Source organism: Microbacterium sp. LWO14-1.2 (assembly GCF_038397715.1).
Lineage (GTDB): Bacteria > Actinomycetota > Actinomycetes > Actinomycetales > Microbacteriaceae > Microbacterium.
Map to the genome: position 1 here is coordinate 3,263,472 of NZ_CP151633.1, position 18,115 is coordinate 3,281,586.

The 18,115-nt window shown below is 67.6% G+C and carries 17 protein-coding genes; 9 read left to right on the forward strand and 8 right to left on the reverse strand.

Translation table 11 applies throughout. The annotated features are described in order from the left end of the window. Positions 1-231 precede the first annotated feature (231 nt). Positions 232-1,506, forward strand: coding sequence for a hypothetical protein (locus MRBLWO14_RS15725; RefSeq protein ID WP_341934028.1), 1,275 nt, complete (start codon positions 232-234; stop codon positions 1,504-1,506). 200 nt (positions 1,507-1,706) lie between these two features. On the opposite strand, the gene MRBLWO14_RS15730 is transcribed toward MRBLWO14_RS15725, so the two are convergent. The 3 genes from MRBLWO14_RS15730 to MRBLWO14_RS15740 form a co-directional block, all read right to left on the reverse strand. Then, the gene (locus tag MRBLWO14_RS15730) at positions 1,707-2,036 is read right to left on the reverse strand and encodes a hypothetical protein (protein WP_341934029.1); all 330 of its coding nucleotides are present in this window, start codon (positions 2,034-2,036) and stop codon (positions 1,707-1,709) included. Then, complete coding sequence (locus tag MRBLWO14_RS15735) at positions 2,029-3,030, reverse strand: metallophosphoesterase (RefSeq protein WP_341936219.1); 1,002 nt, start codon at positions 3,028-3,030, stop codon at positions 2,029-2,031. The genes MRBLWO14_RS15730 and MRBLWO14_RS15735 overlap by 8 nt, the downstream gene beginning before the upstream one ends. Positions 3,031-3,589: 559 nt before the next feature. Then, the gene (locus MRBLWO14_RS15740) at positions 3,590-4,354 is read right to left on the reverse strand and encodes a hypothetical protein (RefSeq protein WP_341934030.1); all 765 of its coding nucleotides are present in this window, start codon (positions 4,352-4,354) and stop codon (positions 3,590-3,592) included. 673 nt (positions 4,355-5,027) lie between these two features. Here MRBLWO14_RS15740 and MRBLWO14_RS15745 point away from each other — a divergent pair. From MRBLWO14_RS15745 to MRBLWO14_RS15755, 3 genes are all read left to right on the forward strand, one after another. Continuing rightward, positions 5,028-5,783, forward strand: coding sequence for a type II toxin-antitoxin system death-on-curing family toxin (locus MRBLWO14_RS15745; RefSeq protein WP_341934031.1), 756 nt, complete (start codon positions 5,028-5,030; stop codon positions 5,781-5,783). 555 nt (positions 5,784-6,338) lie between these two features. Beyond that, positions 6,339-6,845, forward strand: a complete 507-nt coding sequence (locus MRBLWO14_RS15750) for a hypothetical protein (RefSeq protein ID WP_341934032.1) — start codon at positions 6,339-6,341, stop codon at positions 6,843-6,845. Positions 6,846-6,861: 16 nt separating this feature from the next. After that, on the forward strand, positions 6,862-7,545 hold the full coding sequence (locus tag MRBLWO14_RS15755; protein ID WP_341934033.1) for a uracil-DNA glycosylase: 684 nt from the start codon (positions 6,862-6,864) through the stop codon (positions 7,543-7,545). 178 nt (positions 7,546-7,723) lie between these two features. Here the strand turns inward: MRBLWO14_RS15755 and MRBLWO14_RS15760 are convergent, their stop codons facing one another. Together MRBLWO14_RS15760 and MRBLWO14_RS15765 are read right to left on the reverse strand one after the other, a co-directional pair. Then, the gene (locus tag MRBLWO14_RS15760; protein WP_341934034.1) at positions 7,724-8,677 is read right to left on the reverse strand and encodes a hypothetical protein; all 954 of its coding nucleotides are present in this window, start codon (positions 8,675-8,677) and stop codon (positions 7,724-7,726) included. A gap of 54 nt (positions 8,678-8,731) precedes the next feature. Further along, positions 8,732-9,592, reverse strand: coding sequence for a DUF72 domain-containing protein (locus MRBLWO14_RS15765; RefSeq protein WP_341934035.1), 861 nt, complete (start codon positions 9,590-9,592; stop codon positions 8,732-8,734). Between the two features lie 394 nt (positions 9,593-9,986). Here MRBLWO14_RS15765 and MRBLWO14_RS15770 point away from each other — a divergent pair, with 394 nt between their 5' ends. Beyond that, the gene (locus MRBLWO14_RS15770) at positions 9,987-10,373 is read left to right on the forward strand and encodes a hypothetical protein (protein ID WP_341934036.1); all 387 of its coding nucleotides are present in this window, start codon (positions 9,987-9,989) and stop codon (positions 10,371-10,373) included. Positions 10,374-10,469: 96 nt separating this feature from the next. Here MRBLWO14_RS15770 and MRBLWO14_RS15775 read toward each other — a convergent pair whose 3' ends face one another. From MRBLWO14_RS15775 to MRBLWO14_RS15785, 3 genes are read right to left on the reverse strand one after another with little or no spacing between them, the layout of a single operon-like run. Beyond that, positions 10,470-13,934: an error-prone DNA polymerase gene (locus MRBLWO14_RS15775; protein WP_341934037.1), complete on the reverse strand. Its 3,465-nt coding sequence runs from the start codon at positions 13,932-13,934 to the stop codon at positions 10,470-10,472. Continuing rightward, a complete protein-coding gene (locus MRBLWO14_RS15780; RefSeq protein ID WP_341934038.1) occupies positions 13,934-15,472 on the reverse strand; it encodes a DNA polymerase Y family protein in 1,539 nt (512 codons plus the stop codon). The genes MRBLWO14_RS15775 and MRBLWO14_RS15780 overlap by 1 nt, the downstream gene beginning before the upstream one ends. Continuing rightward, positions 15,469-16,260 (reverse strand): hypothetical protein, encoded by a 792-nt coding sequence (locus MRBLWO14_RS15785; protein WP_341934039.1) that lies wholly within the window; start codon positions 16,258-16,260, stop codon positions 15,469-15,471. The genes MRBLWO14_RS15780 and MRBLWO14_RS15785 overlap by 4 nt, the downstream gene beginning before the upstream one ends. A 115-nt stretch (positions 16,261-16,375) precedes the next feature. On the opposite strand from MRBLWO14_RS15785, the gene MRBLWO14_RS15790 reads away from it, so the two are divergent. From MRBLWO14_RS15790 to MRBLWO14_RS15805, 4 genes are all read left to right on the forward strand, one after another. Continuing rightward, a complete protein-coding gene (locus MRBLWO14_RS15790) occupies positions 16,376-16,666 on the forward strand; it encodes a DUF1905 domain-containing protein (RefSeq protein WP_341934040.1) in 291 nt (96 codons plus the stop codon). 61 nt (positions 16,667-16,727) lie between these two features. Further along, complete coding sequence (locus tag MRBLWO14_RS15795; RefSeq protein ID WP_341934041.1) at positions 16,728-17,198, forward strand: A24 family peptidase; 471 nt, start codon at positions 16,728-16,730, stop codon at positions 17,196-17,198. A gap of 35 nt (positions 17,199-17,233) precedes the next feature. Next, positions 17,234-17,449, forward strand: coding sequence for a response regulator (locus tag MRBLWO14_RS15800; RefSeq protein ID WP_341934042.1), 216 nt, complete (start codon positions 17,234-17,236; stop codon positions 17,447-17,449). Beyond that, positions 17,442-18,074 (forward strand): CYTH domain-containing protein, encoded by a 633-nt coding sequence (locus tag MRBLWO14_RS15805; protein ID WP_341934043.1) that lies wholly within the window; start codon positions 17,442-17,444, stop codon positions 18,072-18,074. Before MRBLWO14_RS15800 ends, MRBLWO14_RS15805 begins: the two co-directional genes overlap by 8 nt. Positions 18,075-18,115: the final 41 nt, after the last annotated feature.

Below are 18,115 nucleotides of genomic sequence, written 5' to 3' on the forward strand. Positions count from 1 at the left end.
GCTCCCTTCCACCGCCAAGATCCTTGTTGGTGCGGGTCAGGGAGAACGTATCGGCTGTGCCATAAGAAGCAGGCGTCCGCGCGGTCAGAGCCTGGCGCGCCTGTGCCACCGGACGGCGACGACTTCATCAGCATTAGCCCACGAGTACGTCTCGCCCGTTCTGCCATCAGCACCATGATGCCTGCAGGTACGCCGCTGACGATGCCCGCGCGGACCCCGACTCCGCGCGCGGTGGCGTCCAGCCCCTTCGAGCGAGCACTCGCGGAGACCTCTACTGCGGGTGACGCGTCCGACGCAGAGGAACTCGGCAGGATGCGAGTCACGTTGCTGCGCGAACTTGCTCGACTCCCGGACACAGCCACACCCGTGCCGGATAACATCGCTGAGGCCATCGCGTCGTTTGCGGTCGAAGCATGGAAGACGGCTGGTCGCCTTCGGCAGACGACCCCCCGGCGCACCATCGTCTGGAACGAGGAACTCGCGGTGACCGAGTTCATCGGGCGAACAATGCTGCTTGCTGACCACGTGCTCTTCCCCGACCGCGTGCTCCGTGCCCTAAGCGGCAGCCCGATGACCGCCGACATCCGTCGAGCCGCGAACAACGAGCTGCAGTTCCAGCATCTCATTCGCGCAGGCCACGCGCTCCCCATGCCTGACGGAGCGGCGCAGGCTCTCGGCGGTGCCCGCATCTACGAGGGGACCGAAGCCGCCCTCGCCAACCCGTCCCTCCTCTCCTACGTTCGTTCCCAGCTCGTCCTCGAAGGCCCCACCGCACGGGAGGTCCTTTTCGTGAACGCTATCGACGACATTGAGCACAACACGGGCATGTGGTTCCACGGCCACACGGACCTCACCCACGCCGATCTCGAGGACCGCGAGGTCGGTTTCCGGATGCTGGGGAACTACGACCCCGGGTACGACTACTCAGCCTGGATCGACCAGGTGACGAACAGCGCGCTGGCGAAGTACGTGCAGCGAACTGAACGCCGTCTGACAGTGTCCGAAGTGCTCGGCGCCGACTATGTCGCCACGTCCCCGTTCGAGGCGCGTGTCCTGCAGCGACGGGGCGGGCATACCCCTGGAGCGCCAGGGGCGACGATGTGGGCGGACGTGCCTACCCTCCGCGACGTGACGGCGAAAGACCTCGCGCGGATGCTCTCCGAGGACGACGCCATCGAGGACTTGCGCGGCCGGGTGCGAATCGCGATGGCGACCACCCCGGATTTCGTGGGCCAGGTTGCAGGAGTGCAGGCGGTTGCCTCTGACATTGAGAACGCCTCTCGGACGCTGGCGAAACGTATCGGCACGTCCCGCAGCTATGCAATGGTCATCCCAGCAGCTGTTGGTGGGCTGGGGATGGTCGTCGGCGCCGCAGGAGGAGTGGCGGGGTTTGCGGCAGGAGCGCTGGGGGTGATTGCATCGCTCAGTCCGTACCTCGGTGAGCGCCTGAACCATCGACGCGAGGCGGCGTACCTGTTGACGATGCCTCGGCGCAGACGCAACTAATCGCAGGCGAGTAGTGGGGAACACCAGCCAGCTGATGAAGTCTCTCAGCTCTTGTTGCGGGTCCCAGAGTGTCGGTCAAAGGCGCCTATCAGCGCAATTCTTATCACGCTGCACGAAACGCGACTCGGTGCCCAAGAGAGTCATCTCTTGGATCACGGCGAGACATCAACCCTTCGCATCAAGAGCTCCATGCCCACGCATCATGTCGAGCTTCCCGCAACGCCTCTTCGAGGCGTCCTCCGTATAGCCGTGAGATGTTTCGGGGCGGATGCTTTTCGAGCAATGCGACGTTCAACCACTGCGCCCAGGTCCACGGGCCGTTTACCCCGGTCCTCGACTATCTTCCCATCCTGGACCTGAAACGACGGGAACAGGTAGATGTCGTCCTCAGTGTGCAGCATGAGGAGGCGGAGATCGTTCCCCGCTTTCATGGCCTCGGCCTCGGTCCACCGGAGGGTGCGGGCCATGCTCGACACCGTGTAGCAAGGACCGACGATCTCAGCCCACTGGCTCGGCTCTTCCTCAGTCATGAGTTCTCGCCGAGGGTGCGGGTGTGGCGTCGGCGGACGTCTTCGAGGATCTCTCGAGTCCGCGAACTCCGTCGACGTAGTCCCGAGCGTCCCGAAGCGCTTGAGCGGAGGGCCTCAATCCGTCCAGGACTCCTGAGTGCAGGGACTCGGCGACGCCGTTCATCCGCTGCTCCCGCGTGCGACGAGAACCGTCGTCGTCGTTGGCAAGTCCGCGGAGTATCGCCAGGCTCGGGGTGGCCATCCGCAGGTTGTTCATATCGAGTATTCCGAGGTTCCACTCATGGCCCTCTCGCCCGAGGCTCGCCACACGACGGCCATCCGCAGTCTTCCCGCCTGCCCCGACATGCAGATGTCCGTGCGCGAGAAGTTCTGGGCGCACGGCGTCCCACACCTGGCTGACCCGTGCGCGGGATGCCGCGGACGCCTCCAACGCCGCCTTCGGGAAGCGGTGCGGGTTCGTGCGGAGGATTTCACGGACGCGACGAACGGGGGTGTTGGCCGGGGACTCGTGGGTGAGCATCAGGTCGGCGGGGCCGCCGGCGATGGCGTCGGCGACGTGCTCGTCGGTGATGGCTTCGTCTGGCCACCAGGTCAACCCTTCGATCCTCGACTGGCGGTCGACAGAGGAGGCGCCACCGAGCGAGAGAACTGAACGCCCACCGATGGTGAGGCGCGCTGGTCGGGGGAGTAGCCACACGAGCTTAGAGACCCGCACGGCTTCGCCGGGGTACTTGGTCATGAGCGTGGTGATCTCGCCCCACGGTTCATGATTCCCTCCGGTCACGTAGATACCTGTGATGTCCGTCTCAGCGAGAGCCTCGTCGATTTCGTCCGCGGGCATCCACCAGTCGCCGAGCTGAAGGATGCTCACCACGGCCGGTGCGAGGTGCGGGAGCGCCCGCGACAGCATCCGGATCCAACCGACGTTGCCGTGGACGTCCCCCAATACGGCGACTCGCTGGTCCGGCAATGTGATGTCGGCTGTGTGTGCCATCACGTACACGGGCGTCTCCCATCTAGATGGCGACGCGACGGATCCCGCTCGCGCGCCCGGTGAGGATCGGCCTCCCATGTGGTTAAAGAACAAGCACAGAACTATCGCACGACTTGTGGTTGAGTCGGCGAAACGTGCACACTATCGACATGTCCGGTTCGAGCGGGTTGCTACGAGATGAGGACCAACTCATGGGCACGCGCTATTAGGGGGGACCGTTTCGACCACCTTCCGCGTTGGACCGAGTCTCCCGGCGAGTGTGGCGGGCGCGCGGGGTGGATCGAGTGGCCCGGGTTTGAATGGCGCGAGGAGATGTGTACCAAGCCAGAGATACCCCGTAGGGTGATGCGGGAGGGCGCGCCGATGTATCCGCCCCTACGGGAGACTGTCGCGTTTGCGACTCAAATCCGTCTCGCGCTATGCTCGCTCCAAAGGGTGCATCGGGATCAGTCCCCGCCTGGTTCGTGACCAGAGCACTCACAGAGCAGGGTGATTCAGGTTCGAGGCCTGGCGTCTCAATTGAGGAGATGTAGCTCAACAGGAAGAGCGCCCTCTTTTTTTAGGCCAGGTGACGGTCCAGAGCATCTTGCAGCTCTTCTTCAGTCAAGTTGAGCGCTTGGTATCCATGCATCTTCGCGAATCCCTTTACGCTACGACGCTTCTGAGTGATGTCGCCGCGCCGCGGCTCCGATGCCCAGTCCCGGATCAGCAGGTCGGCCCAAACCTCTCCCGACAGAAGGCCCTGGAGGCCCACATTCGCCGCTTCCGCCATTCTCTTCGTGAGCGCAAGCGCAGCAGTTAGCTCGCTGATGCCAATGTGTACGCGATCCCCGGGTTGGTATCGGCGAAGCGGGCGACCGGTGACCGTGTTCCAGAGTAGTTCGGCCTGTTGCGAAAGTGCCGCGGAGCGCGTGGCCAGAGTGTTTGTAGCGAAGCCGCCGGTGTGGATATGGGAGTTCCTCGCGACTCGTAGGTAGTGGAACAAATCCAGCGCGTCCGAAGGAAAGGCGACTGACGCCGTCGTCGCGAACCTTTCGTGGATATTACTCATCCCCAAGTTGGTTAGAGACGGGCTGTTGCTTGGCAATGCGAGTTCGAGCATCTCTCGGAACAGATGCTCGTGGATGGCCAGAACTTGCGGAACGGCCAGGATTCCGAGAAGGTCTTCCGCGTCGTTGAGCACGTAGCGCGCGACATCGCTTCGAAGATTGAACCGTTGGATGTGTTCGATGCTCGGGAATATCTCAGACAGAGGTCGCTCGGCTCCCTCTGTGAGAGCGAGTAGTTGCGAAGCCAGCTTTGAGCCGGCCAGCAAGCCCATCATTGCGTTGTTCGTCTGGATCCTCTGTTGTTCGTATGCTCGGAACTCTAGATACGCTACGACTGGCACGGAGCATCTCGCATTCTGCAGGGAACGGTGGCCGCTGCGAACCACAATAGTGCCCGCTCGCGTAGCGCCGATTCAAATTTGCTTGACGGACAACTCATGAACCGCGCGGTGGCCGAGATCGGTCGATGACCACGAAGATGTCGAATGCGCCCAGGCGCCGAGCACGTGCGAGTCAACACTGGAGCGGTCCCGGCCTGGCCGTTGACTCTCGCGTCGCTCGCACGCGCTTTCGGCATGAATCTGCGACGCTGCAACGTGAAAAGCGAGCGCGGTCAAGTGGAGCGCGCGACGACCGCGTCCTCCCAAGGCCGTCTCTGGCCGAGATGGATACTTCCGGGACCCATCCAGAGACTTGGGACCGACCTACTCCGGCACTGTTCGCCCCCCCCCCACGTCGCATGCGTTAGCCGTACGCGCTAGCTCACGAGGGCCGGTTCCCTGCTCTCGGAAGGCGGTACCGCGTTGAATGAGGAGGAATGTCGCGGCGACGTCTTCGTTGGTGAGGCCGTTGGGACCGGTTCGCGGACCTAGGCGCTCGTTCAGCTGGCGGCTAGTGGCATATCGTCGGCAGGATGGGGGTTCCATGGAGGTTCGCTAAAGTTCTCACATGGAGTACATCGACGACGACGACCTGATGACGATTCGCAGACGTCTCGCTACGGGGGAGCTCGCAAGTCAAGATTTCGGTGCTACCGATCCGCTGAGGCCGAACGGTCTTGCGAGCGCAATCGCTCGCCAGACGGCAGGGCTCGGCAGCTACCGAAAGTACGACACCGTCGCCACAGTCGCAGCCACTCTCTTCTACGGCCTCACACTCAATCACCCGTTCGAGAACGGAAACAAACGGACAGCACTCGTCACGATGCTTGTGTTCCTGCAGAGAAATCGAACTCTGCTGGTGGGAACCACCGAGGACGAACTTTACGAAATGGCTACAGGCGTGGCGGCTCACGAGTTTCCGATTCCTGAGGGGATCGAGCGCGACGCCGACTCCGAGGTCGCCGCCATCGGGGCCTGGCTGAACGAACGCACTCGGCCTTTGGGTCGCGGAGACAAGAACCTGAAGTTCAAGGACTTTCGCATTCAGCTCGAGTCGCAGGGTTGCGAGTTCGCGCTGCCGAACAAGAACTTTGTGAAGGTGTACCGGCGCACAGACGAAGGCGAGTTCAGCGCACGCATGGGCTACCCGCGCGCTCACTTCACAGTCCCGGTGCAGGAAGTGAAGCGCGTTCGCAAGCTGCTCAGGTTGGACGAGGCGCACGGATTTGACTCTGGTGCCTTCTACGAAGACGACCTCGACGCCGTGGTGGACGGCTTCGTCAATACTTATCGGCAGGTACTGGATCGACTGGCGCTAACTTGAACTGACAGATCGTCGCGGTGCTAGACCTCGAACGAGGGTCGCGGAAGGATGCACTGCGTAGTATTCATGGGAGCTCCGGGCGAACAGATGAACGCAATTGCAAAGGCATTCAAGCACGCACGAACGGTCGCTTGTGCTCACATGGCTGCTTGCGAGGCGGTGAACCTTTTCTGGGGTGAAACTGCGATCACAGAAATGCTCCTCGCCCACACCGCGCCGGCGGTGACCGTGGTCCCATTCACCCAGCGGGCAGAGGCGCTGAGCGGGGCCGATTGGATCTGGTGGTGGGTGGACGGATCTGCCGCTTACGGGATGCTTGTGCAGGCGAAGCGTGTCGTCATTAGCGGCGAGCATTGGAACTTTAAGTTCGACTATCGTTCTAAGCGCTCTGCGCGACTGCAACGCGAAGTGCTTGTCGACACCGCGTCGGCTCTCGGGGTTCTCCCCGTACACGCCCTTTACCTCGGAACTGGAGAGTACAGAAGTTGGGCTCGATGTGCTGGAGGTCACCAACCAATTCGGTGCCCGGAGTGCACTCGCAGGACCATCTCGCTCATGCCCGCTCTCCTCGCCTCAGACCAACTCGTAGACGACGCACCCTCAACTTACGAATGGTCGGTGGCCTTGGAGGACCTGTGGACCCCGCCTCCGGGCGGTGCCCTTCTTATACCGGCGGTGGAGCGGGCTATGTCGCCTGAGCTCAAGAGCTTCCTCAAGAGCGACAGTTCTACCGGTGTGCGCGCCGTCGCCCGGTCGATGGTCGACAGGGTCCTTAAGGCCGGTGCTGGCCAGTTCTCTGCAGCCATGACAGAGACTGCTCCGCCCTCGGCAGGTGCTCACGACCACCTTGGCAGCATCTTCGAGAACTTGCCCGCCGACGCCATGCACGGCGGTATCCGATACTTCGACCACGTGCTCACTCCGCTGAAGCACTCACCACCGCCATACGTGCTTGACATCATCGCGGGCGACGTGGATGACGATGCGCTTCAGGCGCAGATGCCAGAAACCGTCGGCGGCATCACCGTCGTTCAGACGCCTCGCGTTCGCGAAGAGCGGTGAGATTTCGATGGCCAGTGTGAACGACTACGCCCGACTGCCGGAGGACTGGGCGCGTGCGGTCGCCGCCACCGGATACGACCTTGCCCAGGTCTACGCTGCTCTGGACAACATATACGGTGGTCCGGGAACGCATCCAATATCACCACCAGCACGCGCGGACGTCTTCCGAGCGTTTCACCTGACACCACTTGCGGACGTGCGAGTGGTCATCATTGGCGAAGACCCATACCCTGACCCGAGCCAAGCCCACGGACTGGCATTCTCCACGCCACCCACCTACCTGGGCGAACGTCCGACTTCCCTCGGGCGCATCTTCGGCGCCCTGAGAAGGGACCTAGGTTTGCTGCCTTCACAAGACGACCTGAGCCCATGGGCGCAGCGCGGCGTGTTGCTCCTCAACGTGGCGCTGACTCACCGCGCGGGAAGCGCTATGCCAGACCTGCCCACGTGGAGACGATTCACTGAAGAGGTGCTCGGCGTCATCGACCGTCAGCTTCAAGAGGTCGCCTGGCTGCTGTGGGGAGACTTCGCGAACGACATCGCCGACTCCGTTCCGCGCACCAACCAACGACACAGGACGTTCCGCAATGCTCATCCTCGGGCTGGGCGCGCGAAGCGGTCAACTCTTGCCCAGTCGCCGCCGTTTCTCGCAGCGAGCACATTCCTGGGAACCGATCCACATATCTACTGGACCCTCTGAGGCACGGCCCGCAGGAAAAACGGTGGAGCTCTACAGGAAAGTAGGTTGTGCTGATGCCCTGCATGTGGCGTCACGACGCCAATTGCCAACAGCCCGACCACAGAAAGGCCCGGAACTCGCAAGAGGTCCGGGCCTTCTGCATGCCCGGCACGATGTCGATCGCGCCGCGAAGGAACGCTCAGGAACCGGGGAGCAGATCCACCGTCCCGTTCGCCACGATCGACCCGATGGGGATGCCGATCTCGTCCCCGAGAGCGGCGATCAGGCGAGCCGCTTCGACGGCGCGGCTCGACAGAGCGAACTCTTCGCCGCGGGCGGCGAGAGCCTCGGCATCCCAGCCAGCGACGGTGAGACCGATGCCGACGACCGTCGAGCCCGATTCGGTGATCGCGTTGAGCTTCACCGCGATGATGGGGGCGTCGAGTGCCGCGTCATCCGTTCCGTAGCCGACGCCCAGCGCGCCGGAGTCCCGCAGCGCGGCGAGTCCGTCGAAAAGGTCGGTGAGTCTCGGGTCCGGCGTGCTGTCACTGGTGACGGTCGCGTCGTCGTACGGGCCGCTGTCGGCGGACCACCTCATCGACCAGAGGACTCGTCCGAACTCCTCCTCGAGGGCCGCGGACGCGATGGCGGCCCTTACGAGTTCTGCGGCATCCGAGAAATCGCCCGTCCGCACCGAGGCGTCGGCGTTCACGCCTCCGTCTTCGCGGACGGAGACCGTGACGCCGTCGAAGCGCTGAAGGGTCGCGGCGACAGCACTGGCTTCGCCCGCAGTCATGGCCGCGGGCGGGGCACCGAAGACCGTCGAGCGGCTTGCGGTATCCAGGCTCTTGACGATGCAGGGGGAGTCGCCGGGCGCTGCCCATACGCGCTCGAGCACTCGAGCGAGCTCGTCTTCGGCGACACCGTCGTTCATCTGCACTCGCAGCGTGCACCTCGGCATGACATTGATGTTCCGCTCGACGACGTACACCGACACCTCGCCGCTGTCGCCGACGACGTCCTCCACGAGCGCGACGGCTCCCGGTGCGGCACGCGACATGGGTGTGCAGGCGAGGACGATCGTTACGATCACGACGAGAAGCGCGCCGCTCAACACAGCCATGGTCACACCGCGTCGACGCCCCCGAGTCATGCTCCGACCCTATCGGTCGGTCGTCGAGCGCGTCCCACGCGGCGCGGCTGGGCCTCAGGCGAGCGCGCCGACGAGCGCCGCCAGCCCCTCCGCGTCGTGCGGCGCGTGCCCGCGGGCGTCGTTGTCGAAGTACACGTAGACGTCTCGGGGGAGGCCGTCGCTCGAGCCCGATCCATCGGCCCAGGCGCTGACGATCCCGGCCCACTCCGCGAGCTCGGCCGCCGTGTAGCCGCTGTGGTACAGCATCTGCGCGCCATGCAGCCGGACATAGGCGAAGTCGGCCGTGAGCGCGTCGAACCGGGGCCAGCGGCCGGCTGTGTCTGCGGCGACGAGGGCCGTGCCGTGCCTCTGCAGCAGTCGGAGCGCTTCCGGATCGGCGAAGGTGTCCGACCTCGGCTCGAGCGCGTGACGCAGGGGCCGGTCCTCGTCGATCTCCAACCAGGCCCGGCCGTCGAGACGCTCGTCGTGCCGTCTCGCGAGCTCGAGCGCCTCGCCGGTGGATGCGGGGAGGCTCGCGAGGAACGCCTCGACGAGGTCGGCGTCGAAGATCTGGCGCTCCGGCAGCTGCCACAGGATCGGACCCAATTGGGCGCCGAGGGCGAGGACACCGGATGCGAAGAAGTTGGCCAGCCCCTGCTCGGCGTCGCGCAGGCGGAGCATGTGCGTCACGTACCGGGAGCCCTTGACCGCGAAGACGAAATCCTCGGGCACCTCGGACCGCCAGCGAAGATAGCTCTGCGGACGCTGCAGCGAGTAGAACGACCCGTTGAGCTCCGCACTCGAGAAGTGCTCGCCGATGTGCTCGAGCTCGCGACGCTGCGCGAGACCCTTCGGATAGAAGTCGCCGCGCCAGCTGGCGTACTTCCACCCGGAGACGCCGATGCGGATGCGACCGTTCGGTCGAGCTGCGGTCATGGGTGCACGATCCTCCCTGGAGGACCGACGCTAGAACCTGGGTGGACGCAGAGGGAGCGGGGTTGACGGACGCTTCCGGGCGCAGTACGCGAGCCGCGGGTGGGATCGGGACTGGTTGCCCTCTCGAGTCATCCGCCCCAGTTGGATCGCTCGAGAGGGCCCACCGTCCTACCCGGACGGAGGGGGAGGGCGGCGAAGATCTCGCTGCTCTCTTCGGCTGTTCTCCCCATAAGTCAGCCGGTAGCCCCCGCTACTCTGAGCAGAATATCGCTAATCCTGCTTGTCCGCCATTTGGGGGACAAAGAAATGTACGAATGTTTCTTCCGAGTTTTCGGTGCTCGGTGAGAATCGCACCCGGGGTTGCCTTCGGCATCCGCGCTCCTAGAGTGGATCCATGGACAGAAGGCTCGTGCTGAACGCCCACCTCGCCGTCGCGCGAGGGCACCGCGTCGACGTCATGGAGGCCGTCGACGAAGAGAGCGGGCGAGCGTCGGTGCTGCAGATCGTCGATCTCGACAGCGGCATCCGCTTCGTCCGGGACGAGACCGCACGCGGCGACGTCGTGCGCTGGTCGGGGCGCGTCCTCGACTGCACCGTCACGATCGGCGCGGGAGCACGCACGGTGCTCACGGTCGACGTCGAGGGAGACGGCGCCGGAGCGACGAACGCCCGCGCGGCGCTTCTCGGCGCCGACGCCGCGGTCGAGGCGGCCAAGGCCGAGGCCGACCGCTGGGGCGGATCAGACGGAGTGCCCGAGCCGGAGACCGACCGCTTCTGGTGACCCGCTGACCCGGTGACCTCGCGTCCCGGCGTCCCGGCGTCCCGGTGACCTCGCGTCCCGGCGTCCCAGTGACCCGTTGATTCACCGCTCGCGAGATCAGCGGAAGTCCCTGGAGCGGTGTGCGACACCGGTCCGCAGGTCTTCGAACGCGTCGGCGAGGATGTTGATCACGCCCTCGGGGGATCGCTCCAGGATGCCGCGGATGATGAGCGCCGGCGAATCCCGAGCGATCCGGCGATAGCGCGCCCACACGCCGGTCGAACAGATGACGTTGACCAGACCGCTCTCGTCCTCGAGGTTGAGGAACGTGACGCCCGCCGCGGTCGCCGGTCGCTGCCGGTGCGTGACGAGTCCAGCGACCTCGACCCGACGGCCGGTCTCGTGCGACTGCAGGTCACGGGAGGAGAGCACGCCCCGATCCGTCAGCGCCGCACGGAAGTGCGCCATCGGATGGTCGTCGGTGGAGACTCCGGTCGCCCACAGGTCCGACGACAGCTGCTCGTAGCTCGACTGATCCGCGAACAGCGGCGGCTGCACCGAGACCACGGTCCCCGGCAGGAAGCGCGATCGATCCTCGGCCGCCGCCCCCGCGAGCCACATCGCCTCCCGTCGTTGCAGCCCCAGCGACTCGAAGGCCCCGGCTGTGGCCAGAGCCTCCAGCTGCGCGGCCGTGGCGTCGGTCCTCCGCACGAGATCGTGCAGGTCGCGGTAGGGGCCGTGCGCCTCGCGCTCCGAGACGATCCGCTCGGCGAGCGGGAGCCCGATGCCGCGGACGCCGCTGAGACCGAGCCTGACCGCATACCCGCCGTCGCGCCGGTGCGCCGCCGACTCGTCGGACAGCGTCCTGTCGAAGCGAGGCGTATCCGGCTGATCGGCCGCACGGCACGAGTCGAGGCCCGTCGGCATCCGCTCCGTCGTCTCCGTGAGCGGCTCGAGGGTGTCGGTGGCGCCCGAGGCGTGCAGGTCCGGTCGGCGGACCTCCACCCCGTGACGGCGCGCATCGGACGTCAGCGTCGCCGGCGAGTAGAAGCCCATGGGCTGAGAGCGCAGGAGCCCGGCGAGGAACGCCGCGGGATAGTGCAGCTTCAGCCAGGAGCTGGCGTACACGAGCAGCGCGAACGAGAGAGAGTGCGACTCCGCGAAGCCGAAGTTCGAGAACGCCTGGATCTGCGCGTAGATCCGGTCGGACTGATCCTTCGAGAGGCCGCGCCGCGTCATCCCCGCGTAGAGCTTGTCGCGCACCTTCTCGATCTTCTCGAGACCGCGCTTGGAACCCATCGCCCGCCGCAGCAGATCGGCCTCGTCGGCCGTGCAGTCGCCGATCGCGGTGGCCATCTGGATCAGCTGCTCCTGGAAGATCGGGATGCCGAGGGTCCGCTCCAGGATCGGCTTCAGATCCTCGTGCGGGTATGGGACCTCCAGCACCACCGGCTCCTCGCCCCTGGCGGCGCGGGCGCGGTTCTCCTCGTCGAGCGCGTCCTTCGCCATCTTCCGGCGGACGAACGGATGCACGGCCCCGCCCTGAATGGGGCCGGGGCGGATCAGTGCGATCTGGATCGCCAGGTCGTAGAACCGGCGCGGCTGCAGGCGGGGGAGCAGACCGATCTGCGCCCGGGACTCCACCTGGAACACACCGATCGAGTCGGCGCGGCAGAGCATGTCGTAGACGGCCGGCTCCTCCTTCGGCAGCGTCTCCAGCGTCCACTCCTCCCCGGTGGCATCGCGGATCAGATCGAAGCAGTGCTGCAGGGCGGCGAGCATGCCCAGGCCCAGCAGGTCGAACTTCACGAGTCCCATCCAGGCCGCGTCGTCCTTGTCCCACTGGATGACGGTGCGGTTCTCCATGCGGGCGTGCTCGACGGGGACGACCTCGCCCACCGGCCTGGCCGTGAGCACCATGCCGCCGGAGTGGATGCCGAGGTGCCGGGGAGCCTTCAGCAGCTCGCCCGCGTATTCGAGGACGTTCGCCGGGATGTCGTGCTCGTCCGCGACCTCCAACCCCGAGCTCCAGCCGTCGACCTGGCGGGACCACGCGTCCTGCTGCCCCACGGAGTGCCCGAGCGCCCTCGCCATGTCGCGCACGGCGTTCTTGGGTCGGTACTGGATGACGTTCGCGACCTGCGCGGCGCGCTCCCTCCCGTACTCGCGGTACACCCACTGGATGATCTCCTCGCGGCGGTCGGAGTCGAAGTCCACGTCGATGTCCGGCTCCTCCGAGCGGGTGGTCGCGAGGAACCGCTCGAACGGCAGCCGGTAGAGGATGGGGTCGACCGCGGTGATCCCCAGCAGATAGCAGACCGCGCTCGCCGCAGCCGAGCCGCGGCCCTGGCACAGGATGCCGCGGCGCCGCGCCTCGGCGACGATGCCGTGCACGATGAGGAAGTAGCCGGGGAAGTCCTTCTCCTCGATGACGTCGAGCTCGCGGTGGATGCGTCGGCGGCCCTCGTCGTCCAGCCGCGGGTACTTCGTCGGCACGGCCTCCCACACGAGGTGCCGCAGCCAGGTCATGGGGGTGTGCCCCTCCGGCACCTCCTGCTTCGGGAGGGCCGGCCGCGCACGGCGCAGCGGGAAAGCGGATGCCGCGGCGATCTCGAGCCCGGTGGAGATCGCCCCGGGGTAGCGGCGGAACCGGGCGGCCATCTCGGCGCCGCTGCGCAGGTGCGCGCCCCCGTGCGCGGGGAGCCAGCCGTCGAGGTCGTCCATGCTGCGCACCGCTCTGACCGCCGAGACCGCCTCGGCGAGAGCGGCCCTGTCCGGTGTCGCGTAGTGGACGTTGTTCGTCGCCACGACAGGGAGCCGCAGCCTTCGGGCGAGGTCGGCGAGGGCGTCGTTGCGGCGGGTGTCCTGCGGGTCGCCGTGGTCGAAGAGCTCGACGACCACGCGGTCCCTGCCGAAGAGGTCGACGAGACGCCGCAGCGGGGTCATCGCGTCGCCGGCCTCGAGCCCGCGGCGGACGGCGCCCTTGCGGCATCCGGTGAGCACCGTCCAGTGCCCGTCCGCCGTCGCCGCGAGCTCGTCGATGTCGTAGACCGGCCGCCCCTTCTCCCCGCCGCGGAGGTGCGCTCCCGTCATCGATGCCGACAGGCGGTGGTAGCCCTCCAGGCCGTCGGCGAGCACGAGCAGATGATCGCCGACGGGGTCGGCCGCCCCGCGCTGCGGTCCGTCGAGGCCCAGGGAGAGCTCGGCGCCGTACACGGTCTGCACCTGCACCTCCATCAGCTCCGCCACCTCGGCGAAGCGCGCCGCGCCGTAGAAGCCGTCGTGGTCGGTGAGGGCCAGCGCGGTGAGGCCGAGCCGTTCGGCCTCGGCCAGGAGGTCCTCCGGTGACGACGCCCCGTCGAGGAAGGAGTACGACGAGTGCGCGTGCAGCTCGGCGTAGGGCGCGGGGTCGGTCGGACGGGTGACCGCTGTCGGGGGGTTCCGCTTCTTCCGGGTGCTGACCGGTCCGGGGTCGGGACGGTCGAGCCGGGGTTCGGGGCCGCCGATCGGATACGGCGACTCCTCGCCGCTCAGAGTGCGCTCGAGCTCGCGCCAGGTCTGCGGGGGATTGTGCCACCCCATCAGCGGTACCGCCCCTCGGCCCACCAGCGGTCGCCGGCCGAGAAGACCAGCCACGCGCGGTCGTGGCCGTCGACGATCTGCAGTCGATGGCCTCTCTTGCCGCCGGTGCTCTCCCAGCGCCTCTCGTGGATGGGCCAGGGGCCGGCCCAGGCGCGCACCTCGTCGCCGTCGATGCGTGCGGGGACCGCGGAGAGCGCCCCTCGCTCGTCGATGCTCACCGACTCCCCGTCCGATGTCTGCACGCCGATGGGCCGAGGGGGCCGGAAGACCTCGGCGGGAAGCGGGTCGGGGAGGCTGCCCGGCCAGGGGCGATCGGGGTCGCGCGGCGCGATGGGCCGTTCGCCCCAGGGCGTGAGCACCTGTCGGTCGGCGAGCCAGCGCCCTCCGGAGAGCGCGGCCGTCACGACGCCCTGATGGCCCAGCATCGTCTGCACGCGGGAGACGGCGTGGTGGAGGCGTTCGTCCGTGCCCGAGCCGAAGAGGCCCGGCTGATGATGGGCGGCGTCGTCGACGGCTGTCGGCACGATGCGCACCATCGCGATGCCGCCGAAGGCCCGCGCCTCGTCGACCGGCTCCTTCGCCGACTCGGCCGCCAGCGCCTCGAGCTGCCAGCGCACGCGGTCGACGAGGTCCGCCGCATCGAAGCAGGTCGGGTGCAGCCACGTGCGGGAGTACACGCGCCCGTCGTCGTCGGTGAGGTCGATGCGCACCTCCGTGCACACCACAGAGGCGTCGGCCAGGGCGAGCATCACCGCATCCGAGGTCTGCCGCACCGCGAAGGCCACCTGGTCGGCGCCGGCCAGCGGGGTCTCGAACTCGATGGAGCGCACGAGCTCCGGGTCGGGCGGACGGGGCACGACCGCCCGGGAGTCCGCGCCGGCCGCGAGGGCGTGCAGCCGGGCCCCGCGCTCGCCGAAGCGGTCGCGGACCTCGATCGCGTCGAGCCGGGCGAACTCGCCGAGAGTGCGCACCCCGAGGCGGGTGAGCAGCCCCGTGAGCTGCTCGTCGCGCAGCACACCGACGGGCAGAGGATGCAGGAACTCCTCGGCACGTCCGGAGGGCACCACCGTGCAGGGGCCTGTGCCCCGGGCGGCGAGCTCTGCGGTGAAGGGGCCGTCGGCGACCCCCACGCGCACCTCGGGATACCCCGCCTCGCCGAGGATGCGGATCAGCGCGTGACCGGCTTCCGGTTCGCCGTCGTGGTAGCGCGAGATGCCCCGTGCCCGCAGCGCGGCGAGGCCGGGGCGCAGGAGGGCGGCGCCCGGTGCGTGCTTCTCGATGAGCTGCAGCACGGGCAGGAACGCCCGCTCGTCCCGCGCCGGATCGTGCGGGAGCACCCGCAGCGACGAGATGTGCCCCTGCGCGACGCGGCGGCGCTGCCCCGCGCGCACACCGTGCTCTCGCGCCGACGCCGTGCAGGCGACCACCGTGTTGGCGTGCACGATCGCGGTGGGCGGATGCGGCGGCGCTCCGCCCAGGGCCGCGCGCAGCGGCCAGTCGGGGAACCAGAGGACCAGGACGCGCAGGGGAGCGGTCATCCGGCCACCGCCAGCGGGTACTCGGGCGGGGCCGAATCATCGTCGCGCCGGGTCGGCAGCGCGGTCAGCTCGGTGATGGTCTCCGCAGCCGTCTGCTCGGAGATCGCCTCGACGGCACCGTGGCTGCCCGGCAGGCGTACCCGCACGCTCGCGCCCATCGGGGTGTGCTTGGTGCGCGCGGTCACGGTCGCCGTCGATCCCTCGATCAGCCCCCACCCCTCGCCGATGCCCTCCCACTGCTGGTCGTGCAGGCGGATGGCGCCCTCGCTCTGCGGCCACGCACCGGAGTGCGCTGACTCGGTGACCAGCAGGGTGCTGCCTCGATCGCGCAGCCGGGCGCTCAGGCGGGAGACGTCGGCATCGCGCACCCGTCCTCCCGGCTGCACGGCGATGAGGGGTACGACCTCGGCGAGAGCGGAGGTGGCGGCGAGCCAGCGGTCGCCGGGGTCGGGGACGAGGATCAGCCGCGGCAGCTCGATCCCGAAAGCGGCGGCCGCCTCGACGCCCAGCGTGGGCATGCCGACCACCGCGCACCAGAGGCCTCGTCGGGAGGCGGCGCTGAGCAGGGCGAGCACGAGACTCGGGGAGGGCGACACCGTGTATGCGGCGCCGGCCTGCAGGCCCTGATCGGGGAGCAGCGGGGCGAGGGCCTCGTCGACCGGGAGCAGGGGGAGGTCGCTGCGGCGGCGCTGCATGCGGCTGATCTCTCGGCGCAGTCGGAGCACCTCCCCGGCGCGGGAGTCTCCCGCCGGGGAGATCGTCGACATCGCATCGAGTCCGATCCCCATGCTTCCATCCTCGAACGTATATTCTAATATTTCAACTGGAGGAACAACAATAGTTCGAACCTCCGACATCCCTTTCGCGAACGGTCATGTCGGAGGCCCTGTCTACGCTGGGCCCATGCAGATCGAGTTCGAGAGCGCCGTCACCCGCTGGGAGAAGCGGGTCGACGACTGGTTCTTCGCGACCATGCCCGAGGAGATCTCGCTGGAGATCCGCGAGCTCCCCGCCCCGCAGCGCGGGTTCGGCTCCCTGCGCGTGCGCGCGCGCATCGGCGCATCCCTCTGGAGCACGTCGATCTTCTTCGACGGGGCGGCCTTCGTGCTCCCGCTCAAGAAGGCGATCCGAGACGCCCAGGGCATCACCGAGGGCGACGTGGTGCTCGTCGACCTCGACATCATCGATCTCTGACCAGCCCGCGGTTATCCACACCCGTCCCGCGCCGGGGCCGGGCATTCCCTAGCCTTCCCGAATGGATCCGCGACCCGTACTCATCGTCCTCGTGCATCTCGGCCTCCTCGTCGTCGCCGCCCGGCTCGTCGTGATCGACCTCCGCACCCACCGCCTGCCCGACCGGATCGTGCTCCCGACCCTCGGCGCACTGGTGCTCGTAGCGCTCGTCGACGCCGTCCTCACGCAGGACGCGACACCGCTGCTCCGAGGCGGGGCGGGACTCCTCATCCTCGGCGGCTTCTACGCGCTCCTGCGTCTCCTCAGCCGCGACGGGATGGGCGGCGGAGACGTCAAACTCGCCGCCGTGATCGGCCTGGTGCTCGGCTGGCACGGCTGGCAGGAACTCGTCGTCGGCGCCGCGGCCGCCTTCCTGCTCGGGGCTCTCTTCGCCTGCGCGCTGATGCTCCTCCGCCGCGCGAACGGTGCCACCCGCATCGCCTTCGGCCCGTGGATGATCGCCGGCGCGGTGCTCGGCCTCGCCGTGGGCTGAGAACGGAATCGAGGCGACGGGACTATGGTGAGCACATGGCACTCGCACGACTTCACGGAGGCCCGCTCGACGGGCAGATCATCCCTCTCGACGACGACGCGGACGACAAGCTGATCGTCCCCTATAGCGAGACGCAGGTGGTGTACAACCGCCGCGGAGACGCGCAGAACACCGGCGACTCCGACGGCCCCACCGAACTGGACTACTGGTTCGACGAGTCCCTCGAGGAACTCAACCCCTCGGATGACTGATCCGCACGACCGCGCCGCGCCCTCGCGCGTCGTCGAGGTCGAGCGCAAATACGACGTCGACCTGGGAACGCCGCTGCCCGACTGGCGCGGCCTTCCCGGCGTCGACGCGGTGTCGGCCGGCGAGGTGCGCGAGCTCGACGCCCGCTACCTCGACACGGCGGATGCCGCGCTGTCGCGTTCGGGAGTGGCGCTCCGACGCCGCACCGGAGGCCCCGACGCCGGCTGGCACATCAAGGGTCCTCGTGAGGGCGACGGACGTCTCGAGATGGGGTGGCCGCTCGGAGACGACGAGTCCGTGCCGCCGGCGATCGTCGATACGCTCGCACGGTGGACGACGGCCGAGCTGATCCCGCTCGCACGCATCGAGAACCAGCGCACCGCCTACCTGCTCACCGGGCCGGACGGCGTGATCGCCGAGTTCGTCGACGACCACGTCAGAGCCACGGATCTGCGTCAGGACGTGCGGCGCGAATGGCGCGAGTGGGAGCTCGAACTGGGGCCGGCAGCCCCCGCCGACGCCGACGGGCGCGAGGCGCTGTTCGCCGCTGCGGAACAGGCGATCTCCGCCGTGGGCGGGCGCGCAGCGGCATCCGATTCCAAGCTCGCGAGAGCACTCGGCTTCTAGGGGAGCGCAACCCCCTTCCGACTCCGGGGCGGCTCGTGCTT